Source organism: Microbacterium sp. CJ77 (assembly GCF_002911615.1).
Taxonomy (GTDB): Bacteria; Actinomycetota; Actinomycetes; order Actinomycetales; family Microbacteriaceae; genus Microbacterium.
This window is the reverse complement of the sequence record NZ_PQBR01000007.1, coordinates 262,861-282,085: the sequence shown is the minus strand read 5'-3', so window position 1 is coordinate 282,085 and position 19,225 is coordinate 262,861. Positions and strand designations below refer to the sequence as shown.

The 19,225-nt window shown below is 70.1% G+C and carries 20 protein-coding genes; 19 read left to right on the top strand and 1 reads right to left on the bottom strand.

Annotation, left to right across the window (positions count from 1 at the left end; translation table 11 throughout):
- Positions 1-4: 4 nt before the first annotated feature.
- The 12 genes from gmk (at position 5) to C2868_RS07195 (ending at position 13,781) form a co-directional block, all read left to right on the top strand.
- A complete protein-coding gene (gmk, locus tag C2868_RS07250; protein ID WP_269800324.1) occupies positions 5-877 on the top strand; it encodes a guanylate kinase in 873 nt (290 codons plus the stop codon).
- Between the two features lie 101 nt (positions 878-978).
- On the top strand, positions 979-1,848 hold the full coding sequence (locus tag C2868_RS07245; RefSeq protein ID WP_100810738.1) for an ABC transporter ATP-binding protein: 870 nt from the start codon (positions 979-981) through the stop codon (positions 1,846-1,848).
- On the top strand, positions 1,845-2,882 hold the full coding sequence (locus C2868_RS07240; protein WP_100810739.1) for an aliphatic sulfonate ABC transporter substrate-binding protein: 1,038 nt from the start codon (positions 1,845-1,847) through the stop codon (positions 2,880-2,882). Before C2868_RS07245 ends, C2868_RS07240 begins: the two co-directional genes overlap by 4 nt.
- The gene (locus C2868_RS07235; protein WP_100810740.1) at positions 2,882-3,712 is read left to right on the top strand and encodes an ABC transporter permease; all 831 of its coding nucleotides are present in this window, start codon (positions 2,882-2,884) and stop codon (positions 3,710-3,712) included. Before C2868_RS07240 ends, C2868_RS07235 begins: the two co-directional genes overlap by 1 nt.
- A gap of 1 nt (position 3,713) precedes the next feature.
- Positions 3,714-5,747, top strand: coding sequence for an acetate--CoA ligase (acs, locus tag C2868_RS07230; RefSeq protein WP_374935764.1), 2,034 nt, complete (start codon positions 3,714-3,716; stop codon positions 5,745-5,747).
- Positions 5,748-5,823: 76 nt separating this feature from the next.
- A complete protein-coding gene (locus C2868_RS07225; protein ID WP_100810741.1) occupies positions 5,824-7,161 on the top strand; it encodes an O-acetylhomoserine aminocarboxypropyltransferase/cysteine synthase family protein in 1,338 nt (445 codons plus the stop codon).
- Positions 7,158-7,757, top strand: coding sequence for a CoA-binding protein (locus tag C2868_RS07220; RefSeq protein ID WP_100810742.1), 600 nt, complete (start codon positions 7,158-7,160; stop codon positions 7,755-7,757). The genes C2868_RS07225 and C2868_RS07220 overlap by 4 nt, the downstream gene beginning before the upstream one ends.
- 122 nt (positions 7,758-7,879) lie before the next feature.
- A complete protein-coding gene (gene rpoZ / locus C2868_RS07215; RefSeq protein ID WP_100810743.1) occupies positions 7,880-8,155 on the top strand; it encodes a DNA-directed RNA polymerase subunit omega in 276 nt (91 codons plus the stop codon).
- A gap of 127 nt (positions 8,156-8,282) precedes the next feature.
- Positions 8,283-9,476, top strand: a complete 1,194-nt coding sequence (gene metK, locus C2868_RS07210) for a methionine adenosyltransferase (RefSeq protein WP_100811319.1) — start codon at positions 8,283-8,285, stop codon at positions 9,474-9,476.
- A gap of 2 nt (positions 9,477-9,478) precedes the next feature.
- Entirely contained in the window at positions 9,479-11,488 is a 2,010-nt protein-coding gene (locus C2868_RS07205; protein ID WP_103663095.1) for a hypothetical protein, read from the top strand.
- An 8-nt stretch (positions 11,489-11,496) separates the two neighbouring features.
- Positions 11,497-12,417, top strand: coding sequence for a methionyl-tRNA formyltransferase (gene fmt, locus C2868_RS07200; protein WP_100810745.1), 921 nt, complete (start codon positions 11,497-11,499; stop codon positions 12,415-12,417).
- Between the two features lie 2 nt (positions 12,418-12,419).
- Positions 12,420-13,781 carry a transcription antitermination factor NusB gene (locus C2868_RS07195; protein WP_100811320.1) on the top strand — a complete coding sequence of 454 codons (1,362 nt, stop codon included), beginning with the start codon at positions 12,420-12,422 and terminating at the stop codon, positions 13,779-13,781.
- 13 nt (positions 13,782-13,794) lie between these two features.
- On the opposite strand, the gene glsA is transcribed toward C2868_RS07195, so the two are convergent.
- Positions 13,795-14,979 carry a glutaminase A gene (glsA, locus tag C2868_RS07190; protein WP_100810746.1) on the bottom strand — a complete coding sequence of 395 codons (1,185 nt, stop codon included), beginning with the start codon at positions 14,977-14,979 and terminating at the stop codon, positions 13,795-13,797.
- Positions 14,980-15,162: 183 nt separating this feature from the next.
- On the opposite strand from glsA, the gene rpe reads away from it, so the two are divergent.
- From rpe to C2868_RS07155, 7 genes are all read left to right on the top strand, one after another.
- On the top strand, positions 15,163-15,846 hold the full coding sequence (gene rpe, locus C2868_RS07185; RefSeq protein WP_100810747.1) for a ribulose-phosphate 3-epimerase: 684 nt from the start codon (positions 15,163-15,165) through the stop codon (positions 15,844-15,846).
- Positions 15,847-15,922: 76 nt separating this feature from the next.
- Positions 15,923-16,186 (top strand): phosphoribosyl-ATP diphosphatase, encoded by a 264-nt coding sequence (locus C2868_RS07180; protein WP_100810748.1) that lies wholly within the window; start codon positions 15,923-15,925, stop codon positions 16,184-16,186.
- Positions 16,187-16,229: 43 nt separating this feature from the next.
- Positions 16,230-17,072, top strand: a complete 843-nt coding sequence (hisG, locus tag C2868_RS07175) for an ATP phosphoribosyltransferase (RefSeq protein WP_100810749.1) — start codon at positions 16,230-16,232, stop codon at positions 17,070-17,072.
- 4 nt (positions 17,073-17,076) lie between these two features.
- Positions 17,077-17,841 (top strand): imidazole glycerol phosphate synthase subunit HisF, encoded by a 765-nt coding sequence (gene hisF, locus C2868_RS07170; protein ID WP_100810750.1) that lies wholly within the window; start codon positions 17,077-17,079, stop codon positions 17,839-17,841.
- The gene (hisI, locus tag C2868_RS07165; protein ID WP_100810751.1) at positions 17,838-18,248 is read left to right on the top strand and encodes a phosphoribosyl-AMP cyclohydrolase; all 411 of its coding nucleotides are present in this window, start codon (positions 17,838-17,840) and stop codon (positions 18,246-18,248) included. The genes hisF and hisI overlap by 4 nt, the downstream gene beginning before the upstream one ends.
- Positions 18,245-18,901: a Trp biosynthesis-associated membrane protein gene (locus tag C2868_RS07160; RefSeq protein WP_232711173.1), complete on the top strand. Its 657-nt coding sequence runs from the start codon at positions 18,245-18,247 to the stop codon at positions 18,899-18,901. Before hisI ends, C2868_RS07160 begins: the two co-directional genes overlap by 4 nt.
- A 93-nt stretch (positions 18,902-18,994) precedes the next feature.
- A complete protein-coding gene (locus C2868_RS07155; RefSeq protein ID WP_100810752.1) occupies positions 18,995-19,225 on the top strand; it encodes a DUF6704 family protein in 231 nt (76 codons plus the stop codon).

The window sequence follows — 19,225 nt, the reverse complement described above, 5'->3', positions numbered from 1 at the left end:
CGAGGTGGACCGCGCCGCGGCATCTCGACGCGCGATCGCGGCACGACGCGAGCGCGCCGCACTCAAGCGTGACGTGACCACCCGCGTCATCACACCGCAGGAGCTGCTGCGGCGCGCGTGGGCCGCACCCGAATCGGCCGCTGCCGCGATGCGCGCCCCGGACTTCCTGACGTCGATCCCCGCCATCGGCGAGGGAAAGCGCGACCGCATCCTGGCGCAGCTCAGCATTTCGCCGGTCAAGCGACTCGGCGGCCTGGGTACCCGGCAACGCAAGGATCTGAGCGCCTTCCTCGACGAGCGGCTCCCCGAGCCCGAACCGCGTCCGGGCCGCAGCCGGCTCATCGTGCTGGCGGGACCGACCGCCGTCGGCAAGGGCACGGTCGCCGCGCACATCCAAGAGCACCACCCCGAGATCCTGCTGTCCGTTTCGGCGACCACCCGTCCGCCGCGACCGGGCGAGGAGGATGGTCGCCACTATTTCTTCGTCGACGACGCGGAGTTCGATCGGATGGTCGACGCCGGTGAACTGCTCGAGCACGCCACCGTGCACAACCAGTACCGCTACGGCACGCCGCGTGAGCCGATCGAGCGAGCGCTGAACGAGGGCCGGACGGTGTTGCTCGAGATCGACCTGCAGGGTGCGCGGCAGGTGCGCCGCAGCATGCCCGACGCGATGCTGGTTTTCCTCCTGCCGCCGAGCTGGGACGAACTCGTGAACCGTCTGGTGGGTCGCGGGACCGAGAACGCCGAAGAGCGCGCGCGCCGCCTGAAGACGGCGAAGCGGGAACTCGCGGCACAACCCGAATTCGACTACCTGGTCGTCAACGAGGACGTCGCCACGGCGGCCGATGAGGTCGCGGCGCTCGCACAGGCCTGATCCGGCCGAGATCCTGGCCCGATATAGCACGCAGGGGCGTTCGATTTCGGAAAGTTACGACCGGATGTGCCCTTTGTTGCGCGGTCGTCCACGATGATGACGTGCCCGCAACCGTCCTCGACCTCGCTGCAGCGCGCCTTCCCGAAACCGCCCCGCGGGCGGAAGGCGTGCAGCTCGAGGGCGTGTCCCGTACGTTCCCCACGACACGCGGCTCGCGCGAGGTGCTGCGCAACGTAGATCTCGACGTACGGCACGGCGAGATCGTCGCGATCGTGGGTCCCTCCGGCTGCGGCAAGTCGACCCTGCTCCGTATGCTCGGCGGCCTGGATGCCCCCACGAGCGGTTCGATCCGCGTCGGCGGCGCTCCGGTGACCGACACGGATGCGCGTACCGCCGTCGCCTTCCAGGAACCGCGGCTGCTCGCCTGGCGAACACTCGCCCAGAACGTGCAGCTGGGGCTGCCGCGCGGGACCCGCCGCAGCGCCCGCGCGGGCGCCGATCGGGTGCGCCAACTGCTGGACCTGGTCGGTCTTGCGCACGCCGCGGATCAGAAGCCCCGCGAGGTCTCGGGCGGGATGGCCCAGCGCGCCTCGCTCGCGCGCGCGCTCGCACGCAACCCCGAGGTCCTCCTCCTGGATGAGCCCTTCGGCGCTCTCGACGCACTGACCCGGCTGCGCATGCAGGACCTGCTGCTCGACATCCACGCGGCTCAACCGACGACCGTCGTCCTCGTGACGCACGACGTGGAAGAGGCCCTGTTCCTCGCCGATCGCGTCCTGCTTCTGCGTTCCCTCGACGCGACATCGGACACTGCCGCATCCGCCGGTTCGATCGCCCGAACAATCGATGTCCCGGGGGAGCGCCCCCGCGACCGCGCCGACCGTGCGCTCACAGAGTTGCGCGCCGAACTCCTCCAGGGGCTCGGCGTCGACACCCACCACCACAACAACCCCTCCGAGGAGACCCGATGAGTACCACCATCCGCCGCACCGTTCCCGCGATCATCGTGGCCGGCGCGATGATGATGCTCGCCACGGGGTGCGTCGCGGGCGAGAACGCCGCGGCCTCCGACGCGGAGGCCTCGAGCGGAACGCAGGAGTGGTCGACCGACACGCTGTCGATCGACTTCGCCACCTACAACCCGCTCAGCCTGATCATCAAGGATCAGGGCCTTCTCGAAGAAGCGCTGGGCGACAGCGTGACCGTCGAGTGGGTGCAGTCCGCCGGTTCCAACAAGGCGAACGAGTTCTTGCGCGCCGGATCGATCGACGTCGGCTCGACCGCCGGCTCGGCCGCGCTCCTGGCCCGCGCCAACGGTTCGCCCATCCAGGTCATCGACATCTATTCGCAGCCCGAATGGTCCGCGATCGTGGTCGGCGCCGACAGCGACATCACCTCGGTCGCCGATCTGAAGGGCAAGTCCGTTGCCGCGACGGCGGGCACCGACCCGTACTTCTTCCTGCTGCAGGCTCTCGAGACCGAGGGCCTCACCGTCGACGACATCGAGGTGCAGAACCTGCAGCACGCCGACGGGCGCGCTGCGCTCGACAGCGGCTCCGTCGACGCCTGGGCGGGGCTCGACCCGATCATGGCCGCGGCCGAAGTCGAAGCCGGCGACAAGCTGATCTATCGCAATGTCGACTTCAACTCGTACGGCTTCCTCAACGCGACCGAGGAGTTCATCACGGATCACGCCGACGTCGCACAGGTCGTCGTCGATGCCTACGAAGAGGCGCGCGCATGGGCGCTCGAGAACCCGGACGAGACGGCTGCACTGCTGGCCGAGGTTGCGGGCATCGACCCGGACGTTGCGAACACGGTCATCCAGGAACGCTCCAACCTCGACGTCAGCGGCGTGCCCGGTAAGGCTCAGCTCGCGGTGCTCGAGGTCATCGCGCCCGTCCTCGTGGCGTCCGGCTCGGTCCAGGGCGGCGAGGCAGACGTGAACAAGGCGCTCGACACGATCATCAACGCGACGTTCGCCAAGAAGGCGACCGAGGGTTGATGACCGCCACATCGACCGGTACCCCGCTGAGCCCGGACGCCGCCGTGCGCCCGGGCTCAGCGCGGCGTTCGTTCTGGGAACGTCGATCCGTCCGCATCGTCGGGGGACTGCTGGTGCCCCTCGCGATCCTCGGCGTCTGGCAGGCCGTCACGGCGTCGGGACTCATCCCGTCCTATCGGCTGCCGCCACCCGTGACCGTTGTGCAGGCCGCGATCCAACTCGCGGACAGTGGCGACCTGTGGATCCACATCGCGATCTCCGTCCAGCGCGTGCTGCTCGGGTTCGCCATCGGTTCGGGCATCGGACTCGCGGGTGCAGCGATCGTGGGCCTCACGCGGGCCGGAGACATCCTGCTCAGCCCGACGCTCGCGGCGATCCGCGCCGTGCCGTCCCTGGCTCTCGTACCGCTTCTGCTGCTCTGGATGGGCATCGGCGAGGACTCGAAGGTGACCCTGATCGCGATCGGCGCCTTCTTCCCCGTCTTCACCACGGTCAGCGCCGCACTGCGCCAGGTCGACCCGCAGTCGGTCGAAATGGCGCGCTCGTTCAGCCTGCGTGGCTTCGCCCTGTTCCGCACGGTGCAGCTGCCCGCCGTCGTCCCGTCGATCATGTCGGGCCTGCGACTGGCTCTCGCGCAGTCGTGGCTCTTCCTGGTCGCTGCGGAACTCATCGCCGCGTCCATGGGTCTCGGCTGGTTGCTGACGGACTCGCAGTCGACCGGCCGTGTCGACCGCATCCTGCTCGCGATCGTGTTGCTCGCCCTGCTCGGCACACTGACCAACGGCATCCTGAGCCTGGTGCAGAAGTATCTGCTCCGCCGGTGGATCTGACGTGAGCGCACCGCTTTCCGCCGACGCGGCGGTCATCTCTGAGGCACGTCTGATCGAGGCGCGCGAGTATCCGCCGCCCGCGGCCTTCGCGGCGCAGGCGAATGTGACCGCGGCCGCCTACGCGGATGCCGCGGCGGATCCGCTCGCCTTCTGGGAACGGGCCGCCGAGCGCCTCGAATGGTCCGAGCCCTGGCAGAGCGTGCTCGACTGGCAGCCGCCGGTGCCGGATGCCTCGGGGGAGCTGTCGGTTCCGAGTGCGAGCTGGTTCGTCGGAGGGCGCCTCAACGTGGCCCACAACTGCGTCGACCGGCATGTCGCGGCCGGGCGCGGGAGCAAGGTCGCGCTGCACTTCGAGGGCGAACCGGGCGATCACGTCACCGTGACGTACGCGGACCTCCAGCGCCGCGTCTCGCGGGCGGCGAACGCGCTGCTGGGGCTCGGTATCGAACCCGGCGACCGTGTCGTGGTATACCTGCCCGTGCTCGTCGAGACGGTGGTCATCGCCCTCGCGTGCGCCCGGATCGGTGCCGTGCACTCGCTCGTGTTCGGCGGATTCTCGGCCGAGGCCGTGCGATTCCGCGTGCAGGACACGGGCGCGAAGCTGCTCGTCACGAGCGACGGTCAGTTCCGGCGCGGGACGGCCGTCGCGGTCAAGTCCGCCGCCGACGAGGCCGTCCAGGGACTCGACCACGTCGAGCGCGTCCTCGTCGTCCGGCGCACGGGCCAGGACGTGCCGTGGACGGAGGGTCGCGACGTGTGGTGGCACGACGTCGTCGACGCCGCTTCCGACCAGCACGAACCGCAGGCGTTCGAGTCCGAGCATCCGCTGTTCATCATCTACACGTCGGGAACGACCGGGAAGCCCAAGGGACTGGTGCACACGAGCGGCGGCTATCTGACGCACGCCAGCTGGGCGCACTGGGCGCACTTCGATGCGAAACCCGACGATGTCCACTGGTGTACGGCCGACCTCGCGTGGGTGACGGCGCACACGTACGAGATCTACGGGCCGCTCTCGAACGGGCTCACGCAAGTGATCTACGAGGGGACTCCGGACACCCCGGATCGCGAACGGCACCTCGAGATCATCGAGCGGTACGGCGTGACGGTGTACTACACGTCGCCGACCCTGATCCGCACCTTCATGACGTGGTTCGGCGAGTCGCTGCCGGGCGGACACGACCTGTCGACGCTGCGCCTGCTCGGTACGGTCGGCGAAGCGATCAACCCCGCGGCGTGGGTGTGGTTCCGCGAGACGTTCGGTCGCGGCGAGCTGCCGATCGTCGACACGTGGTGGCAGTCCGAGACGGGCGCCGCCATGATCGCGCCCCTGCCCGGCGTCACGACGCTCAAGCCGGGCTCGGCATCCATCGGGCTCCCCGGCATCGATGTCGGCGTCGTAGACGAGGACGGCCGTCCCGTCGAGGCGGGCCGGTCGGGCACCCTCGTGGTGCGGCGGCCGTGGCCGGGCATGGCACGCACCGTCTGGGGGAACCCGACGCGCTATCGGGACTCGTACTGGTCGCAGTTCGCGGGTCGGGGCGCGTACGGCGGGTTCTACGTCGCCGGAGACGGGGCGACGGTGGATGCGGACGGCTACATCTGGATCCTCGGGCGCCTGGACGACGTGCTCAACGTCTCGGGCCACCGCATGTCGACGATCGAGATCGAGTCCGCCCTCGTCTCGCACGACACCGTGGGTGAGGCGGGTGTGGCAGCCGTCCCCGATCCGGTCACGGGTCACGCGGTCGCGGCGTTCGTCGTCGTATCCGGCGCGGGCGATCTGTCCGCCGCGGACCTCCGAGCTCACGTTGCGCGTGAGATCGGCCCGATCGCCAAACCCAAACACCTGCTCGTCGTGCCCGAGCTGCCGAAGACGCGGTCGGGCAAGATCCTGCGCCGCCTGCTGGCGCAGCTGTGGGAGGCTGAGCAGGATCGCCGCGCGGGGCGCCCATCCGCCGCCCTCGGCGACACCACGTCGTTGCAGAACCCCTGGGCCGTCGACGACATCGCGGCCGCACTCACCTCCGCGTGAGCCGCACGGAACAGAGCACAGCCCTGAGCCGCACCGTAAACACAGCCCTGAGCCCCACCGTAGCTAGAGAGAAGACATGACCGAAGATCACCGGTTCGGATTCCGGACGCGCGCCCTGCACGCGGGCGCGACCCCGGATGCCTCGACGGGAGCCCGCGCGGTCCCGATCTACCAGACCTCGTCGTTCGTCTTCGATGACGCGACGGATGCCGCGAACCTGTTCGCCCTGCAGAAGTACGGCAACATCTACTCGCGCATCGGCAACCCGACCGTCGCGGCCCTCGAAGAGCGACTCGCATCGCTCGAGGGCGGCATCGGCGCGGTGGCCACGGCATCCGGCATGAGTGCGGAGTTCATCACCTTCGCCGCACTGGTCGGTCACGGCGACCACGTCGTGGCATCGGGCCAGCTGTACGGCGGCACGGTCACGCAGCTCGACGTGACCCTGCGCCGCTTCGGCGTCGAGACGACGTTCGTGCCCTCGAGCGATCCGGCCGACTACGCCGCCGCGATCCGGCCCGAGACGAAGGTGCTCTACGTCGAGACGATCGGCAACCCCTCCGGCGAGATCGCCGACATCGAAGGGCTCGCCGAGGTCGCCCACGCGGCGGGCATCCCGCTCGTGGTCGACTCGACCCTCGCGACTCCGTACCTCGCGCGTCCGCTCGAACACGGCGCCGACATCGTGATCCACTCCGTCACGAAGTTTCTCGGCGGACACGGCACGACCCTCGGCGGCGTCGTCATCGAGAAGGGCACGTTCGACTGGGGCAACGGCAAATTCCCGCAGATGACCGAGCCCGTCGCGTCCTACGGCGGCATCAGCTGGTGGGACAACTTCGGCGAGTACGGATTCCTCACCAAGCTGCGCTCCGAGCAGCTCCGCGACATCGGCCCGGCGCTCAGCCCGCACTCCGCCTTCCTGTTGCTGCAGGGCGTCGAGACCCTGCCGCAGCGCATCGACGCGCACCTCGCCAACGCCCGCATCGTCGCCGAGTGGCTCGACACCGACCCCCGCGTCTCGTTCGTGACGTGGGCGGGACTCGACGAGCACCCCCATCGCGAACGCGCGGCCAAGTACCTGCCGCTCGGGCCGGGGTCGGTCTTCGCGTTCGGCGTGCGGCCGTCGGGCGAGTTCGCCACGGAGGAAGAGCGGCTCGTCGCCGCGCGAGGAGCGGGGGAGGCCGTCATCGAGGCTCTGCGCCTGGCCTCCCACCTCGCCAACATCGGGGATGCGCGCACACTCGTCATCCATCCCGCATCCACCACCCACCAGCAGCTGAGCTCGGCGCAGCTCGTCGCCGCGGGCGTGCCCGCGGATCTGATCCGCATCTCGGTCGGACTCGAAGACCCGGAAGACATCCTGTGGGATCTGGATCAGGCCCTCGCGGCCGCGACGGGGGTGCAGCGATGAGCGCGTCATGCGAACTTCCGCAGCGACCGGCTGTCACCGAGCCCGCGGTTCCCGCCGTCGAGACCGGCGCCGCGTGCGCGCTTCCCGGCTCGGTCGTCGCGGGAGCCCCCGAGCGGACCTGGGCGGCACCGGGTGCACAGGACCGGTACGAAATCCTGCGCACGGCGAAGTCGATCGCGATCGTCGGCGCGTCCGACAATCCCGCGCGCGCGAGCTACTTCGTCGCGACGTACCTCCTCGGCAGCTCGCCCTACGACGTGTACTTCGTCAATCCGCGCGCCACGAGCATCCTCGGACGTCCCGTGTACGCGTCGCTCGCCGATCTGCCCGTCGTACCCGACATCGTCGACGTCTTCCGTCGACACGACGACCTGCCGGGCGTCGCACAGGAGGCGGTGGATGTCGGAGCCGCCGCGCTCTGGCTCCAGCTCGGCTCATGGAACGAGCATGCCGCGGCGATCGCGGAGGCCGCGGGCCTCTCGGTCGTGATGGATCGTTGCATCAAGATCGAGCACGCGCGTTTTCACGGTGGGCTCCACCTCGCGGGGTTCGACACCGGGGTGATCAGCTCGAAACGGCAGCTGCGGTCGCGCTGATCCCCGCGAGCGTGGTGCCGTCACGGATCGTGCTCGCGTAGAATGAACGGATGCGTGCGCTCAGGCGCGTGCCGAAATCTTCCGGACCGATTGCGTCCGGGCCCCGATCGAGAGGATCCGCCATGGCTGGAACGAGCGAAGGCATCATCGACCCGTCCCTGGACGCGCTGCTGCAGAAGAAGGACGCCAACGGCGACGCGATCTCGAAGTACCAGCTCGTGATCTATGCAGCCAAGCGCGCGCGTCAGATCAACGACTACTACTCAGACCTGCACGAGGGCAACCTGTTCGACAACGTGGGTCCGCTGGTCGACTCGTCCGTCGAGGACAAGCCGCTCACGATCGCGATGCACGAGATCAACGAAGACAAGCTGCGCCTGCGCGGCACCGAGGCGTAAAGACTCCGCAGCAATCCCGGCCGCCCGCAGAGACCCTTCCGTCCCGGGCGGACGCCGCCGAGCGATGTCGGCGGGCCGCGTCATACTGACCGGCACACTGGTGCGCGAGCACCCGACTGGAGCACCGATGAGCGATCTGCGACTGTTCACGTCCGAATCCGTGACCGAGGGCCACCCCGACAAGATCTGCGACCAGATCAGCGACAGCATCCTGGACGCGATCCTCGCCGAGGATCCGCTCGGGCGCGTGGCGGTCGAGACCCTCGTGACAACGGGCCTGGTGCACGTTGCCGGTGAGGTGTCCACGTCTGCCTATGTCGAGATCCCGGCGATCGTTCGCCAGGTCGTGAATCGCATCGGCTACACCTCGAGCGAGACCGGCTTCGACGGCGACTCCTGCGGGGTGAGCGTCTCGATCGGTGCGCAGTCGTCCGACATCGCCGCTGGTGTGAACAAGGCATTCGAGCAGCGCGAGCAGCGTTCGGTCGACCCGCACGACGAGCAGGGTGCCGGCGACCAGGGCATCATGTTCGGCTACGCGACCACCGAGACGCCGCAGCTCATGCCGATGGCCAGCTGGACCGCGCACCGCATGGCGGAGCGCCTCGCGGACGTTCGTCGTGAGGGGCGCTTGCCTTTCCTGCGTCCCGATGGCAAGACTCAGGTCACGCTCGGCTACGACGGACCGACGCCGAAGACCGTCGACTCCGTCGTCCTGTCCACGCAGCACCATCCCGACATCTCTCAGGAGGAGTTGCGTGCACTGGTGCGTGCCGAGGTCATCGATCCCGTACTGGCCAGCACGGGTCTCGACATGCCAGACGTGAAGTACTACATCAACCCCGCGGGACCGTTCCTGGTCGGCGGGCCCAAGGGCGACGCGGGCCTGACGGGCCGCAAGATCATCATCGACACCTACGGGGGAGCGTCGCGACACGGTGGCGGTGCATTCAGCGGCAAGGATCCCTCGAAGGTCGACCGCTCCGGCGCCTACGCGATGCGCTGGGTCGCGAAGAACGCGGTGGCCGCCGGACTCGCCGACCGCCTCGAGGTTCAGGTCGCGTACGCGATCGGCAAGGCGCGCCCCGTCGGCATCTATGTCGAGTCGTTCGGCACCGGGCGCGTCGACGACGCCGAGATCACCCGTGCGATCACCGCGGTCTTCGACCTGCGTCCCGCCGCGATCATCGAGCAGCTCGACCTCCTCCGTCCGATCTACGCGCAGACGGCCGCCTACGGGCACTTCGGACGCGAGCTGCCCGACTTCACGTGGGAGCGGCTCGACCGCGTCGAAGAACTGCGCACAGCAGCCGGACTCTGACCATGGCAGGACGTCCGGTGGCTCGAGTGCTGCTGGATTCGCCGCTGCCGCAGCTCGACCGCCTGCTCGACTACGCGGTCCCATCCGCAATGGACGACGCCGTCGTGCCGGGCGTGCGGGTGCGGGTACCACTCCGCACGGTCGGACGCCTGGTCGATGCGTATGTCGTCGAGCGCGGCGAGGCTGTCGATCCCGACCGCCCGCTGTCAGAGATCGACGCGGTCGTCTCGGATGTGCGTCTGCTGCCCGAACGCCTCTATATGCTCGCCCGCCGCGTGGCGGACCGCGCGGCGGGGTCGGCCTCGGACATCCTGCGCCTCGCGATACCCAAGCGACAGGTGCGTGTCGAGAAGACCTGGGTCGCGGGGGAGCGACCGACCGTGCCCGAGATCGCCGAGGATCGCGTGGCTGCGGCCGAACGCACCCTGGGCTTCTACCCGGGGCTCTGGCCCGCGATCGACGAGGGCGGGCGGATAGCGCTCGACGCGCCGCCTCGACCGACGCGTACCGCCTCCGGTGAAGCCGTGGGCGAGTGGGCGCTTCTGCTCGCGGCCGCCGCGACACGCACCCTGGCCGCGGGCCGTAGCGCGATCGTCGTCGCCCCGGATCACCGTGACCTCGACCAGCTCGCGCGGGCGCTGGCAGACATCGTGCCCGCGGACGCCGTCCTGCGCGACGATTCGGCCCGCAGCGCGGCGGAACGCTACCGCGGCTATCTGCGACTACTCGAGGATGCTCCGGTGATCGTCATCGGCAACCGTTCCGCCGTGTACGCCCCGGTCTCGCGGCTCGGTCTCGTCGCGATCTGGAACGACGGCGATCCTCTGCTGGAAGAGCCGCTCGCTCCCTACGTCCACGCGCGCGACGCGGCGCTCGTGCGGCAGGGCCTCGAGGGTGGCGCGCTGTTGTTCGCGGGACATACCCGCACGACGGATGTCGAGCGGCTCGTCGGAATCGGCTGGGTACGAGACATCCCCGCAACGCGCCGGACCGCACCGCGCGTCGTGCTGAGCGCGACACGCGAGGGCGAGCGGCCCGGTGTGCGCGTGCCGTCGGCGGCCTTCGCGGCGGCGCGAGAAGCCCTGGCGCATGGGCCCGTGCTCGTGCAGGTCTCACGCCCCGGCTACGCGCCCGTGCTGATCTGCGACGGCTGCCGCCGCGCCGCCCGTTGCGCGCACTGTGCGGGGCCTCTGCAGGCCGAGCGTCGCGGCGCGATGCCGAACTGCCGCTGGTGCGGGCGCGGCGCAACCGGATGGCACTGCCCGCACTGCGAGCAGACGAAGTTCCGGCTCGCATCGGCGGGGAGCATCCGCACCGCCGACGAACTCGGCCGGGCATTCCCCGACACGCGGGTGATCGTCGCCGATGGCACGCATCCCGTACTCGAAGTCGACGATCGACCGGCGCTGGTCATCGCCACCCGCGGGGCCGAGCCTTTCGCGGCCGGCGGATACCGCGCGGTCGTCCTGCTCGACGGCGACCGCATGTTGATGTCGGATGCCCTGCGCATCGGCGAGGCGTGTCTGCGCTGGTGGTCGGATGCGGCGGCGTTGGCCGCCCCCGGCGCCCCGGTCCATCTCGTCGGAGTCGCGGGTGCCGTGGGCCGTGCGCTCGCGACCTGGACACAGGCGGCATACGCACGTGCCGAGCTCGAGGACCGCGCCCCGCTGCGGATGCCGCCGACCTACCGCGTCGCGTCCCTCGAGGGTGATCTCGTCGCGGTGGAACGGGCGGTCACCGAGCTGCGGACAGCGGTTGCGCTGGACCCGGACGCCGTCATCGGGCCCGTCGAGATCCCTGCCGACCCGCTGGCGACGCGGCCCGGTCCGGCGGCGCGCGTCCTGGTGCGTTTCGACTACGCGCAGGGTCCCGCCGTGACGACGAGCCTGCGTGCAGCGGTCGTCGCTGCGGCACTGCGCGGCCGCCGCGGACCGAGGGCAGGTGGACCGGGCACGGCTGCCTCGCGGAATACACTCAGAGTGCGGGTCGATCTGGCCGACCCAGAGCTCTAGGAGGCGTCATGCGGCTCGTATTCGCCGGGACGCCCGACGTCGCGGTGCCCTCGCTCGGGGTGCTCGTGGCCGAAGGGCACGAGATCGTCGGAGTCGTGACGCGGCCCGACGCCCCTCAGGGGCGTTCGCGCAAGCTGACGCCGTCACCGATCGCGTCGGCCGCCGAGAGTCAGGGCCTGCGCGTCATCCGCGCCGCTCGTCTCGACGATGCGGCCACGGCCGAGATTCGCGATCTCGAGCCGGAGCTGGGCGTCATCGTGGCATACGGCGGTCTCGTGCGGGAGCCGCTGCTGAGCACGCCGACGCACGGATGGATCAACCTCCACTTCTCGCTCCTTCCACGGTGGAGGGGCGCCGCGCCCGTGCAACACGCACTCATCGCGGGCGACGAACTGACCGGGGCGAGCGTCTTCCAGCTCGTCGCCGAACTCGACGCGGGCGACGTCTTCGCCGAGCGCAGCTACCGCGTCCCCGCCGATGCGACGGCCGGCGATGTCCTCGTCGACCTGGCGGGCCTCGGTGCCGAATTACTGCGCGATGTCGTCGCGGGCATCGAATCCGGTCGGATGACGGCCGCGCCTCAGGTGGGTGAGGCGACGTTCGCGCCCAAGCTCACGCTCGATGACGGACGCATCCGCTGGGAAGAGTCCGCACGGCAGGTTCTCGGGCGGATTCGCGGGACGACCCCCGAGCCCGGAGCATTCACGACGGTCAACGGGCAACGGCTGAAGGTGCTCACGGCGCGCTCGCACGAGGCGCACATCGCCTTGCGGCCGGGCGAGATCGCGGCGGCGGGCCGAGACATCCTGATCGGGACCGGCACGGATGCGATTCTGATCGATCGCGTCCAACCCGCGGGACGACAGGCGATGGCAGCGGGCGACTGGTGGCGGGGGCTTCGGACCGCCGAGCTGAGGGCGGGCGAGTGAAGATCCAACCGGCACGCCGCGTGGCGTACGAAGTTCTGACGGCCGTCTCGGATTCGGATGCGTACGCCAATCTGCTGCTTCCGGTCGGCATCGGCCGGGCGGGACTCGGCCCCGCGGACGCGGGACTCGCGACCGAACTGACCTACGGCACACTTCGGCGCCGCGGGTACTACGACGCCGTGATCGAGCTGGCCTCGCGCCGGAAGGTCGGCGCGATCGACGCCCCCGTGCTCGACGCGCTCCGGATGACCGTGCATCAGCTGCTCTCGACCCGTGTCGCCTCGCACGCGGCCGTGCACGAGGGTGTGGAGCTCGTCCGGGTGTATGGCGGCAGCGGGGCCACGGGTTTCGCGAACGGGGTGCTGCGCGCTATCGCGCGCGAAGATCCCGGCACCTGGCGCGAACGCGTGCTGGCCACGGCGCGGAACACGGACGAGCGCCTCTCGCTGGAGCACGCGCATCCGACGTGGATCGTCCGCGCTTTCCGTCGAGCTCTGGCCGCCGAAGGCCGCGGGGATGAACTCGAGGCGCTGCTCGCCGCAGACAACGCCTCTCCCTCGGTCACCATGGCAGCCCTCACCGGCCTCGCCGACGTCCCGGCGGATGCGACGCGAACGCTGTACTCGCCTCTCGGCTTCCGTGCGGGCGGCGGGGATCCCGAGCCCTTGGTCATCGGTTCCGGTGGTCGTCTGCGCGTGCAGGACGAGGGCTCGCAACTCGCGGCACTCGCGCTGACCCGCGCCCGCGAGATCCGAGCGGGGGAGCGCTGGCTCGATCTGTGCGCCGGGCCCGGGGGCAAGACCGCGGTGCTCGCCGCCGAGGCTCGGGGCGAGGCATCCGTCGACGCCAACGAGGTCTCGCCCGCGCGCGCGGGACTCGTGCGTCGTGCGCTCGAGGGTGTTCCGGCGACGGTCGAGGTGACAGAGGAGGATGGTCGCACGCGCGTCGATCGCGACCTGGGCGGTTACGACCGCGTGCTGGTGGACGCGCCATGTACCGGGCTCGGCGCACTTCGCCGGCGGCCCGAGGCGCGGTGGCGCAAGGGGCCCGAGGATGTCCCGCAGCTCACGTCACTGCAGGGTGAGCTGTTCGACGCGGGGGTGCGGGCGCTGCGGCCGGGCGGCATCCTGGCCTACGTGACGTGTTCGCCGCATCTCGCCGAGACGGTCGGCGTGACGCGCGAGGGCGTGCGGCGGTGGGCGGGCGAGCTCACGCAACTCGACGCCCGGGCGGTTGTTCGCGACGTGGCACGCGCACCGATCGATCTGCCCGAGGCATCCGACGATGCCCTGCACGTCCAGCTGTGGCCGCACCGGCACGGCACCGACGGGATGTTCATCGCCCTGTTCGAGCGCACCGCCTGACGACCGCGCGGGCTCAGTCGAGGAAGTGCAGGCGTCCGCCGTGCGCCTCGAGCTGACGCCGCAGCAGCTCCAGGGCGGCCGGATGCGCGCGGGCCAGCGCACTCGCATCCACCAGGATCGCGTCGTCGGTGACCGCTCCGTCGGCAAGGTCGCTCAGCACCCCGATGACCCGCTCGGCGCCGCTGAAGGCGAGTTCGCCGCCCAGGTGCACGATGACGCGACCCTTTTCGCGGTCGATGCGGATGCCCGGTTCGGCGATCGCCTCGTGCGGCTCGAAGACGTGCATCCCGAACTCACCCGACATGCGTTCGAGGATCTGGATGCCTCGGACGCTGTTGCCGTGCCGATCCAGACGCGGGCTGAACGTCGCGACCCCGAACTGCGACGGAGCGATCGCGAGCAGCGCACCGCTCACCCCGCTCTTGGCCGGAAGCCCCACGCGTAGCAGCCACTCACCGGAGTAGTCGTACATGCCGCAGCTCGCCATCACCGACACGACGTCGCGCGCCACGTCCTCGCGCACGACGCGTTCGCCCGTCACGGGGTTCACTCCGCCGAACGCGAGGGTCGCGCCCATGACGGCCAGATCCCGCACGGTGACCAGGATGGAACACTGCCGGAAGTATGTCTCGACGACCGTCGGGACGTCGCCCCGGATGATGTCGTGCGAGCGTGTCAGATAGGCGAGCGCGCGGTTGCGGTGTCCGGTTTCGGATTCGCCGCGGTAGACCTCTTCGTCGACCGTGAGCGATCGTCCCGCGAAGCGCGAGAGCCCCTGGACGATCGTCTCGGCGCGTGAGATCTCGTCGCCGGCACGTCCGGTTTCTCCGAGCAGCGACGACGTCACGATCGCGCCCGCGTTGACCATGGGGTTCGCGGGGCGGCCCGTTCCCGCCTCGAGACTTATCGCGTTGAAGGGCTCGCCGCTCGGCTCGACGCCGACCCGTGCGAAGACGGCATCGCGACCGAGTTCTTCGAGGGCGAGGGCGAGCACGAACGGTTTCGAGACGGACTGGATCGTGAACGCGACGTGATCGTCGCCCACCGAGGTCACGCGGCCGCGCGGCCCGACGACCGCGAAAGCCAGGCGCTCCGGGTCGGCCGCGGCGAGGGAGGGGATGTAGTCGGCGACCTGTCCGTCGTCGTGCCCGCGCACGTCGTCCAGCACGGTCTCGAGCATGCGCACGATGGGATCCACGCCCTGACCCTATCGGGCGCGTCGCCGCGCCCGTCGCTCACCGAGAGGACGCGACATGCCGTGCGCGCCCGTGCACGGACGGCATGTCGCGTCCTCTCGCGGGGCACTGGTGTGCTCGACGGGCGCGCAGCACGGCGCCTCGCTGGGCGCGGGGGCACGGGGGCACGTCGGCATAATGAACAGGTGCCCCAGACAGAGCTTCCCCCCGCCCCGCGAATCAACCCGAGCATCCTCGCCGCGGATTTCGTCAACCTGCAGGCGGACCTCGAGCGGATCGCCGCTGCCGATTTCGTCCACGTCGACGTCATGGACAACCATTTCGTCCCGAACCTGACGTTCGGGCCCCAGATGGTGGAGCGGATCCAGGCGACGAGCCCCATCCCGCTCGATGTGCACCTGATGATCGACGACCCCGACAGGTGGGCGCCCGGGTACGCCGAGCTCGGCGCCGCATCCGTCACCTTTCACCTCGAGGCGGCGACCGATCCGGTCGCTCTGGCACGAAAGCTCCGCCAGATCGGGGCGCGCGCCGGTGTAGCGGTCAAACCGGATACCCCGGTCGATGGCCTGTTCGATGTGCTCGACGAGTTCGACCAGATCCTCGTCATGACCGTCGAGCCCGGCTTCGGCGGTCAGTCCTTCCGCGCGGACACGATGCCCAAGCTTCGGCTGTTGTCCGCAGAGGCACGCCGCCGCGGGTCGCAGGTGTGGCTCCAGGTCGACGGCGGCATCGCCGAATCCACGATCGCGCAGGCCGCCGAGGCCGGCGCCGACACCTTCGTCGCGGGTTCCGCCGTGTTCGGTGCGGAGCGTCCGGATGCGGCGATCGCATCGTTGCGCGCCGGCGCTGCCCGTCACATGCATTGACCGATGCGACTGGCGCCCCGAGCCGTCGAGCGGAGGCTGATGCCGCCGGGCTCTGCGAAGCCGGTAGCCTGACAGGGTGAAGACTTTCGACGAGCTGTTCGCGGAGCTGACGGTCACGGCCGCCGAGCGTCCCGAAGGCTCGGGTACCGTGGCGCAACTCGAGCGTGGTGTGCACGCGATCGGCAAGAAGATCGTCGAAGAAGCCGCCGAGGTCTGGATGGCCGCCGAGTACGAGTCCGACGAGGCCACGGCGGAAGAGATCTCGCAGCTGCTCTACCACCTGCAGGTGCTCATGCTGGCGAAGGGCCTGACGACCGGCGACGTCTACCGACATCTCTGATCGCTCCCGTCCGCCGACCCTCGACCCGAAAGCCCGCATCACCATGTTGCGTATCGCCGTGCCCAACAAGGGCTCGCTCGCCGACACAGCCGCCGACATGCTCGCCGAAGCCGGATACACCGGCCGCCGCGACCCGAAAGACCTGCACGTCATCGACCCGCAGAACGACGTCGAGTTCTTCTATCTCCGCCCCAAGGACATCGCGACCTACGTCGGATCCGGCGCACTCGACGTGGGGATCACGGGGCGGGACCTGCTGCTCGATGCCCGGATGCCCGGCGCCCGAGAGGTCGAGGCACTGGGCTTCGGCGGATCGACGTTCCGGTTCGCCGGTCCTCCCGGTCGCTTCGACTCGGTCAAGGATCTCGAGGGGATGCGGGTCGCCACCGCGTACCCGGGCCTCGTCGACGGATTCCTGGACGAACACGGCGTGGCCGTCGACCTCGTGCCCCTCGATGGCGCGGTCGAGTCCGCGGTCCGTCTCGGGGTCGCGGATGCCGTCGCGGACGTCGTCTCGACCGGCACGACCCTGCGCCAGGCGGGCCTGGAGATCTTCGGTCCGATCATCCTCGAATCCGAGGCCGTGCTGATCGCCGGGCCGGACGAGAAGGAGGGCACCGAGACGCTCCTCCGGCGCCTGCGCGGCGTCATGGTCGCCCGTCGATTCGTCCTCGTCGACTACGACCTGCCCGCGGCCCTGCTCGACAAGGCCGCCGACGTCGCCCCCGGCATCGAATCACCGACGATCTCGCCGCTCCGGGACCCGGAGTGGGTGGCCGTGCGTGTCATGGTCCCGCGTCACGGCGTCAATCGCGTCATGGACGAGCTCTACGCGATCGGAGCCCGCGCCATCCTCGTGACCGCGATCCACGCCGCGAGGTTGTGACGACGTGGCTCTGGTCTGCCGCGTCATCCCGTGCCTCGACGTCGCGGCGGGGCGCGTCGTCAAGGGCGTCAACTTCGCGAACCTGCGGGACATGGGCGATCCGGTCGAACTCGCACGGCTCTACTTCGCGCAGGGCGCCGACGAGATCACGTTCCTCGACGTGACCGCGACCGTCGACGAGCGCGCGACGACCTACGACGTCGTGCGTCGAACCGCCGAAGAGGTCTTCATTCCGCTGACGGTCGGCGGGGGAGTGCGCACCGCCGAGGATGTCGCCCGCCTGCTCGCCGTCGGTGCCGACAAGATCGGGGTCAATTCGGCTGCGATTGCGCGTCCCGCGCTGCTCGACGAGATCGCCGATCGCTTCGGCGCGCAGGTGCTGGTGCTCTCGCTCGACGTCAAGCGCTCCGACGCGAGTGCCTCGGGCTTCGTCGTGACGACCCACGGGGGCCGCACCGAGACGACGCTCGACGCCCTCGAGTGGGCGCGCGAGGCCATCGAGCGCGGCGCGGGCGAACTGCTCGTCAACTCGATCGACGCGGACGGCACGAAGGAAGGATTCGACCTGGAGCTCGTCGGGCTGATGCGCGAGATCGCCAGTGTTCCCGTGATCGCGTCCGGCGGCGCGGGGTCTGCGGCGGATTTCGCACCCGCGATACGCGCCGGGGCAGATGCGGTCCTCGCCGCGAGCGTCTTCCACTCGGGGCAGCTCACCGTCGGGGACGTCAAGGCGGCCATGTCCGCGGACGGGATCGAGGTGCGCGCATGAGCGACGCAGAGTCATCCACTGCCGACACCGACGAGCGCATCGCGCGCGTCGCCTTCAACGACGACGGACTGGTCGCGGCCATCGTGCAGCAGCACGACACCCGCGAGGTCCTGATGCTCGGCTGGATGGATGCGGAGGCACTCCGCCGGACACTCACGAGCGGTCGCGTGACGTTCTGGTCGCGCTCGCGCCGTGAGTACTGGCGGAAGGGCGACACCTCGGGCCACATCCAGCTGGTTCGCGGGGCTCGGCTCGACTGCGACGGCGATGCCGTGCTGTTGAGCGTCGAGCAGGTCGGCCCCGCGTGCCACACCGGCACGCGCACGTGCTTCGACGCCGACGACCTCGCGCCCGCGGTCACCGACACGGCCGCGGTCACCGACACGGCTGCGGCGGACGGCGCGTGAGGATCCGTCGGGCGCGGTCCACGACGGTCCTCCTGCTTCTCGCGGCGGGCGCCCTGCTCCTGATCGCGTCGACGCAGACGTGGTTCGTCGTCGTGCTGCGGGAGAGCCCGGACACACCGCTCGAGGTGAGCGGATCGGCCGCGATGCCGGTCCTCGCACCGCTCGCCCTGGCTGCGCTGGCCGTCGCAGCGGCGACCTCCATCGCGGGCCGCTTCCTGTCCTATGCCGCCGCGGTCCTCGCGGTCCTGCTGGGTTCAGCCCTCACCGTCCTGCTCTGGGCGCCCTCGACGGGCCATACGGCGGCCGCGATCGCCCCCACGGTCACCGAGGCAACGGGGATCGCCGGAACGGATGCGATCGCCGCCCTGGTCCGGCGTGTCGACACCACGGCGTGGCCGATCATCGCGCTGGTGCTGTCCGTTGTGCTGCTCGTCGTCGGGCTGTTCGCCCTGGTAACGGCCCACGCGTGGCCCCGAACGGGACGCCGCTACCGGACGAGCTCTCGCCCGCGTGGTGCCGACGCCGCAGGTCGCGGCGCCGAGCGCGGTCAGTCCGTTGCGGCCTCGGGTGAGACATCCGCGACCTCCTCCGCCCCCCTGGACGCGATCGACTCGTGGGACGACCTCAGCCACGGGTCCGACCCCACGCGCTGACCACCGCAGGCGCCTGCCGACACCGCGGAGTCGGACTTGGGGCCCCGCGCGCTCCCGATAGACTGGGGTGCGCATTCCACCGAAGGAGCCCCCATGAGCCACGACATCGACGACCCCGGTCACGGACACTCGCCGGCCGCCTGGACAGCAGTGGTGATCATGCTGCTCGCCGTCACCATCGGCACCGTCGCATTCGTTGTCGACGTGCCATGGATCGTCTGGGCCTCCGCGGGTCTGCTCGTCGTCGGTCTGCTCGTCGGCTGGGTGATGAAGCGCACCGGATACGGCGTCGGCGGCGCCAAGTCGGCTCCGAAAGCGCATTGA

Coding starts and splice junctions, on each gene's coding strand:
- C2868_RS07235 (WP_100810740.1), top strand. CDS start 2,882: ATGACCGCCACATCGACCGGTACCCCGCTGAGCCCGGACGCCGCCGTG.
- C2868_RS07205 (WP_103663095.1), top strand. CDS start 9,479: ATGGCAGGACGTCCGGTGGCTCGAGTGCTGCTGGATTCGCCGCTGCCG.
- hisI (WP_100810751.1), top strand. CDS start 17,838: ATGAGCGACGCAGAGTCATCCACTGCCGACACCGACGAGCGCATCGCG.
- metK (WP_100811319.1), top strand. CDS start 8,283: ATGAGCGATCTGCGACTGTTCACGTCCGAATCCGTGACCGAGGGCCAC.
- C2868_RS07240 (WP_100810739.1), top strand. CDS start 1,845: ATGAGTACCACCATCCGCCGCACCGTTCCCGCGATCATCGTGGCCGGC.
- C2868_RS07225 (WP_100810741.1), top strand. CDS start 5,824: ATGACCGAAGATCACCGGTTCGGATTCCGGACGCGCGCCCTGCACGCG.
- hisG (WP_100810749.1), top strand. CDS start 16,230: ATGTTGCGTATCGCCGTGCCCAACAAGGGCTCGCTCGCCGACACAGCC.
- rpoZ (WP_100810743.1), top strand. CDS start 7,880: ATGGCTGGAACGAGCGAAGGCATCATCGACCCGTCCCTGGACGCGCTG.
- C2868_RS07220 (WP_100810742.1), top strand. CDS start 7,158: ATGAGCGCGTCATGCGAACTTCCGCAGCGACCGGCTGTCACCGAGCCC.
- C2868_RS07155 (WP_100810752.1), top strand. CDS start 18,995: ATGAGCCACGACATCGACGACCCCGGTCACGGACACTCGCCGGCCGCC.
- fmt (WP_100810745.1), top strand. CDS start 11,497: ATGCGGCTCGTATTCGCCGGGACGCCCGACGTCGCGGTGCCCTCGCTC.